4 protein-coding genes and 2 rRNA genes are annotated in these 6,499 nt (G+C 60.9%); 4 read left to right on the plus strand and 2 right to left on the minus strand.

The window, feature by feature from the left end; translation table 11 throughout:
- Positions 1–13 precede the first annotated feature (13 nt).
- From RRU_RS17045 to RRU_RS17060, 4 genes are read left to right on the plus strand one after another with little or no spacing between them, the layout of a single operon-like run.
- On the plus strand, positions 14–766 hold the full coding sequence (locus RRU_RS17045) for an ABC transporter ATP-binding protein (RefSeq protein ID WP_011391052.1): 753 nt from the start codon (positions 14–16) through the stop codon (positions 764–766).
- Complete coding sequence (locus tag RRU_RS17050; RefSeq protein WP_011391053.1) at positions 759–1,487, plus strand: ABC transporter ATP-binding protein; 729 nt, start codon at positions 759–761, stop codon at positions 1,485–1,487. Before RRU_RS17045 ends, RRU_RS17050 begins: the two co-directional genes overlap by 8 nt.
- Positions 1,480–2,367: a branched-chain amino acid ABC transporter permease gene (locus RRU_RS17055; protein ID WP_011391054.1), complete on the plus strand. Its 888-nt coding sequence runs from the start codon at positions 1,480–1,482 to the stop codon at positions 2,365–2,367. Before RRU_RS17050 ends, RRU_RS17055 begins: the two co-directional genes overlap by 8 nt.
- Positions 2,368–3,312, plus strand: a complete 945-nt coding sequence (locus RRU_RS17060) for a branched-chain amino acid ABC transporter permease (RefSeq protein WP_011391055.1) — start codon at positions 2,368–2,370, stop codon at positions 3,310–3,312.
- A gap of 130 nt (positions 3,313–3,442) precedes the next feature.
- Here the strand turns inward: RRU_RS17060 and rrf are convergent.
- Positions 3,443–3,557, minus strand: a 5S ribosomal RNA gene (gene rrf, locus RRU_RS17065).
- Positions 3,558–3,682: 125 nt separating this feature from the next.
- Positions 3,683–6,424 (minus strand): 23S ribosomal RNA (locus RRU_RS17070).
- Positions 6,425–6,499 lie beyond the last annotated feature (75 nt).

The raw sequence follows: 6,499 nt of genomic DNA on the forward strand, positions 1-6,499 counted from the left end.
AGACGCGTCGCCCATGGCGGATTACGTCATCGAAACCCGCAACATGAGCCGGGCCTTCAAAGGCTTCCTCGCCGTCAACGATGTCGACCTCAAGGTTCGACGCGGCACCATCCACGCCCTGATCGGCCCCAATGGCGCCGGCAAGACCACCTGCTTCAATCTCATCACCAAGTTTTTACAGCCCACCGCCGGCAGCGTGTTGCTTGAGGGCCGCGACATCACCCGCACCCCGCCGGCCCGGGTCGCCCGCCTCGGCATGGTGCGCAGCTTTCAGATCAGCGCCATCTTCCCCCATCTCAGCGTCGCCCAGAACCTGCGCGTCGCCCTGCAACGCAAGCTGGGCACCAGCTTTCACTTCTGGCGCTCGGCCCGCAGTCTGGCGGTGCTTGACGACGAGGTCGCCGCCCTGCTCGATCGTGTTGGTCTTTCCGCCTTTGCCGCGATCCCAGCCGGGGAACTGGCCTATGGCCGCAAGCGGGTTCTGGAAATCGCCACCACCCTGGCGCTTGATCCCAAGGTGCTGCTGCTTGACGAACCGATGGCCGGCATGGGGGCCGAGGATATCAGCCGCACGGCGGCGCTGATCCGCAAGGTCGCCGCCGATCGCACGGTGCTGATGGTCGAACATAACCTCTCGGTCGTCGCCGATCTGTCCGACCGCATCACCGTTCTTCAGCGCGGCCGCATCCTGGCCGAGGGCACCTATGACCAGATCAGCACCGATCCGGCGGTGATCGAAGCCTATATGGGGAGTGGCCATGGCTAACCCTTCGGCTTCCGCCCCCACCCTCCCTTTGCTCGCCGTGGCCGATCTTCACGGCTGGTATGGCGAAAGCCACGTCCTGCACGGCATGGCCTTCGAGGTGCCGCGCGGCGAGATCGTCACCCTGCTCGGGCGCAATGGCGCGGGCAAATCGACGACCTTGAAGGCGATCATGGGCGCCCTGCCCCAGCGCAAGGGTTCGATCCGCATCGACGGCCGCGAAACCATCGGCCTCGCCGCCCATAAGGTGCCCCGGCTGGGTGTCGCTTGGTGTCCCGAGGAACGCGGCATCTTCTCCTCGCTCAGCGTCGCCGAGAACCTCACCCTGCCGCCGGTGATCAAGCCCGGCGGCCTGAGCCTGGCCGAGGTCGAAGCGCTGTTCCCGCGATTGGTCGAACGGCGCGCCAGCCAGGGCACCAAGCTGTCGGGCGGCGAGCAGCAGATGCTGGCGATCGCCCGCATCCTGCGCACTGGCGCCGAGGTGCTGTTGCTCGACGAACCGACCGAGGGCTTGGCCCCGGTGATCGTCTCGCAGATCGCCGACATCGTCCTCGCCTTGAAAACCCGCGGCTTCACCGTACTGCTGGTCGAGCAGAACTTTTCCTTCGCCAGCCGGGTGGCCGACCGCCACTACGTGGTCGAGCACGGCCGGGTGATCGACACCCTGCTGCGCGACGAGGTCACGCCGCGCCGCGCCAAGCTCAAGGAGTATCTGGGTGTCTGATCTTCTTGGCGTTCCCTTGCCCGTGCTCTGGGGCCAGGTGTTGATCGGCTTGATCAACGGCAGCTTCTATGCCGTGCTCAGCCTGGGGCTGGCGCTGATCTTCGGCCTGCTCAACATCATCAACTTCACCCATGGCGCCTTTTACATGCTGGGCGCCTTCGTCTCGTGGTGGCTGCTGCGCATCCTCGGCATCGGTTATTGGCCGGCGCTGATCCTGGCGCCGCTGGCCGTCGGACTGTTCGGCATCGTCCTCGAGCGCCTGCTGCTCAAACCGCTCTATAAGCTCGATCACCTCTATGGCCTGCTGCTGACCTTCGGCTTGGCGCTGATCCTGGAAGGGGCGTTGCGCCAGGGCTATGGCGTTTCGGGGCTGCCCTATGCCATCCCGCCCTCGCTGCAAGGCGCCTGGAACCTCGGCTTCATGTTCCTGCCCGTCTATCGCGGCTGGGTGGTGCTGGCCTCCGCCGTGGTCTGTCTGGTCGTCTGGCTTCTGATCGAAAAAACCAGGGCCGGGGCGGTGATGCGGGCGGCCACCGAGAACCCGACCCTGGTCAAGGCCTTCGGCATCAATGTCCCTTTGCTGGTCACCGCCACCTATGGCCTGGGGGCGGCGCTCGCCGCCTTTGCCGGGGTGCTGGCGGCGCCGATTTATTCGGTCAACCCGCTGATGGGCTCGAACCTGATCATCGTCGTCTTCGCCGTGGTGGTGATCGGCGGCATGGGATCGATCCTCGGCGCCGTGCTCACCGGCTTCGCCCTTGGCGTCATCGAAGGCCTGACCAAGGTGGTCTATCCCGAGGCCAGCGCCACCGTGGTCTTCGTCATCATGGCCCTGGTCCTGCTGGTCAAACCGGCCGGACTTTTTGGAAGGACGCGGTAGATGGCGGTCACGCGGTCCCTTCTCCCCTGGCTGGCGCTTGGCCTCGCGCTGATCGTCGCGCCGTTTTTCGTCTATCCGGTTTTCCTGATGAAGGTGCTGTGCTTCGCGCTGTTCGCCTGCGCCTTCAATCTGCTGCTCGGCTATGTCGGGCTGCTGTCCTTCGGCCATGCCGCCTTCTTCGGCTTCGCCGCCTATGTCTCGGCCCATGCCCTCAAGGTCTGGGAGCTCGGTCCCTTGCAGGCGGTCGCCCTGGGAACCCTGACCGCCGGGGTGCTTGGCCTGGGCTTTGGCTGGCTGGCCATCCGCCGCCAGGGCATCTATTTCGCCATGGTCACCCTGGCCCTGGCGCAGATGATCTATTTCCTCTGTCTCCAGGCGGCCTTCACCCATGGCGAGGATGGCATCCAGGCGGTGCCGCGCCCGCCGGTCTTCGGGCTGATCGACGTTAGCGATCCGGGCCGTCTGTATTGGCTGGTGCTGGCTTTGACGGTGCTCGGCTTTCTCGTCATCGCCCGGGCCATCCACTCCCCCTTTGGTCAGGTGCTGACCGCCATCCGCGAGAACGAGCCGCGCGCCATCTCGCTGGGCTATGACGTCGATCGCTACAAGCTGGTGGCCTTCGTGCTCTCGGCGGCGCTTGCCGGGTTCGCCGGGGCGATCAAGGTGATGGTCTTCCAGCTGGCCTCCTTGACCGATGTCCATTGGCATATGTCGGGCGAGGTGGTGCTGATGACCCTGATCGGCGGCGTTGGTACCTTGGCCGGGCCGCTGGTCGGCGCCGCCGTGGTCGTCGGCATCCAGAACGTCTTCGCCAGCTTCGGCGCCTGGGTGACGATCATTCAAGGGGTGATTTTCGTCGCCTGCGTGCTGTTGTTCCGTCGCGGCATCATGGGCGAGATCGCCGCTTGGCGTCAGCGCAAGCCCCCCGACGCCCCCGGCGAATAACGGCCTGAACAAACGAAAACCCCGCCGGACCCGAAAGGGTCGGCGGGGTTTTCAATGCGCAAAGACATTGTGAGAGGGATTTTCTGAACCTGTTGTGGTGTTGTTGTGCCCTTTAGGGGTCGTTTGGAAGGCCTGGCGGCGACCTACTCTCCCACGCCTTAAGACGCAGTACCATTGGCGCAGGGCTCTTTCACGGCCGAGTTCGGGATGGGATCGGGTGTTTCGAGCCCGCAATGACCACCAGGCCATCGAAACGACCCCTTTGGGGTACGGGTAGTGTGTGTGTTGGTTCGTTCTGGCGGTTGGGTTCTTCGAAGGTTTGCTGAAGGTGCGCATGGGGCCCAAGGTCTGGGCTGACCGCTGCGCGTGGTCAATCAAGCCGATCGGACGATTAGTACCGGTTAGCTTCACGCATTACTGCGCTTCCACACCCGGCCTATCAACGTGGTGGTCTTCCACGGTCCTGATAGGGATACCTGGTTTTGAGGGAGGCTTCCCGCTTAGATGCTTTCAGCGGTTATCCCGTCCATACTTAGCTACCCAGCGGTGCCACTGGCGTGACAACTGGTACACCAGAGGTATGTCCATCCCGGTCCTCTCGTACTAGGGACAGCTCCTCTCAAGTATCCTACACCCACGGTAGATAGGGACCGAACTGTCTCACGACGTTCTAAACCCAGCTCACGTACCACTTTAATCGGCGAACAGCCGAACCCTTGGGACCTGCTCCAGCCCCAGGATGTGATGAGCCGACATCGAGGTGCCAAACACTGCCGTCGATGTGGACTCTTGGGCAGTATCAGCCTGTTATCCCCAGAGTACCTTTTATCCGTTGAGCGATGGCCCTTCCACGCGGGACCACCGGATCACTATGACCGTCTTTCGACTCTGCTCGAACTGTCGCTCTCGCAGTCAGGCGGGCTTTTGCCATTGCACTCATCAGCCGATTTCCGACCGGCCTGAGCCCACCATCGCGCGCCTCCGTTACTCTTTGGGAGGCGACCGCCCCAGTCAAACTACCCACCACGCAGGGTCCCGGACCCGGATCACGGGCCGCGGTTAGACATCAGGAGACGGAAGGGCGGTATTTCAAGGGTGGCTCCACACAAGCTGGCGCCTATGCTTCAAAGCCTCCCGCCTATCCTACACATCCATCGCCTAATGCCACTGCGAAGTTGTAGTAAAGGTTCATGGGGTCTTTCCGTCTGGCCGTGGGAACTCCGCATCTTCACGGAGAATTCAATTTCGCTGAGTTGGTGTTGGAGACAGCGGGGAAGTCGTTACGCCATTCGTGCAGGTCGGAACTTACCCGACAAGGAATTTCGCTACCTTAGGACCGTTATAGTTACGGCCGCCGTTTACCGGGGCTTCGATTCAAAGCTTGCACCTCTCCTCTTAACCTTCCGGCACCGGGCAGGCGTCAGACCCTATACGTCGTCTTGCGACTTCGCAGAGCCCTGTGTTTTTAGTAAACAGTCGCCACCCCCTGGTCTGTGCCCCCCCATGATGGTTGCCCACCACGAGGGCCCCCTTCTCCCGAAGTTACGGGGGCAATTTGCCTAGTTCCTTCAACACCATTCTCTCAAGCGCCTTGGTATACTCTACCAGCCCACCTGTGTCGGTTTGGGGTACGGTTCATACGTGAGGTTATTTCCCGGCCTTTCCTGCCTGCCCCTCCAATCCGATAAGGAGGAACAACGTCCGAAAGGCGTCACATCTCACGAGTTCAGGAATATTAACCTGATTCCCATCGTCTACGGCTTTCGCCCTCGACTTAGGGGCCGACTCACCCTGCGCGGATTAGCCTTGCGCAGGAACCCTTGGGCTTTCGGCGGGAGTGTTTCTCACACTCCTTGTCGCTACTCATGTCAGCATTCTCGCTTCCGATACCTCCAGCATCCCTTACGAGACACCTTCACAGGCCTACGGAACGCTCCGCTACCACTCTTTCCGAAGAAAGAATCCACAGCTTCGGTGCACGGCTTGAGCCCCGGTACATCTTCGGCGCAGGATAGCTATTAGACCAGTGAGCTGTTACGCTTTCTTTAAAGGATGGCTGCTTCTAAGCCAACCTCCTGGTTGTTATGGCCGTCCCACATCCTTTCCCACTTAGCCGTGACTTGGGGACCTTAGCTGGTGGTCTGGGTTGTTTCCCTCTTGACCCAGGACGTTAGCACCCTGAGTCTGTCTGCCGGACTGTACTCACCGGTATTCGGAGTTTGGTTAGGTTTGGTAGGCCTCGCGGCCCCCTAGCCCATCCAGTGCTCTACCCCCGGTGGTAATCATCCGACGCGCTACCTAAATAGCTTTCGCGGAGAACCAGCTATTTCCGAGTTTGATTGGCCTTTCACCCCTAGCCACAGGTCATCCCCGTCTTTTTCAACAGACGTGGGTTCGGTCCTCCAGTGGGTGTTACTCCACCTTCAACCTGCCCATGGCTAGATCACCCGGTTTCGGGTCTAATCCGACGAACTCGACGCCCTATTAAGACTCGCTTTCGCTGCGCCTACACCTATCGGCTTAAGCTTGCTCGCCAGATTAAGTCGCTGACCCATTATACAAAAGGTACGCCGTCACCTCCGAAAAGGCTCCGACTGCTTGTAGGCATCCGGTTTCAGGATCTGTTTCACTCCCCTCATCGGGGTGCTTTTCACCTTTCCCTCACGGTACTGGTGCACTATCGGTCGTCAAGGAGTACTTAGCCTTGGAGGGTGGTCCCCCCACGTTCAGACAGGATTTCACGTGTCCCGCCCTACTCGAGGATATAAATGCCATCTACCCGTACGGGGCTGTCACCCGCTATGGCCCGACTTTCCAGACGGTTCCGGTTTAGACATAAATACCACTGGGCTGATCCGCGTTCGCTCGCCACTACTAACGGAGTCTCGGTTGATTTCCTTTCCTCCGGCTACTTAGATGTTTCAGTTCGCCGGGTTCGCTTCCGTAGCCTATGGATTCAGCTACGGATACCCCATAAGGGGTGGGTTTCCCCATTCGGATATCCATGGATCAAAGCTTGCTCTCAGCTCCCCATGGCTTTTCGCAGAGTGCCACGTCCTTCATCGCCTCTTGACGCCAAGGCATCCACCAGATGCCCTTCTCTTGCTTGAGAAACCACGCGCAGGGATCAACCCAGGCCCTAAGGCTTGGACGGTCCATGCTCGTACTTTCAGCATATTCGAAGAAA

Origin of the sequence: Rhodospirillum rubrum ATCC 11170 (assembly GCF_000013085.1) — a bacterium.
Lineage (GTDB): Bacteria > Pseudomonadota > Alphaproteobacteria > Rhodospirillales > Rhodospirillaceae > Rhodospirillum > Rhodospirillum rubrum.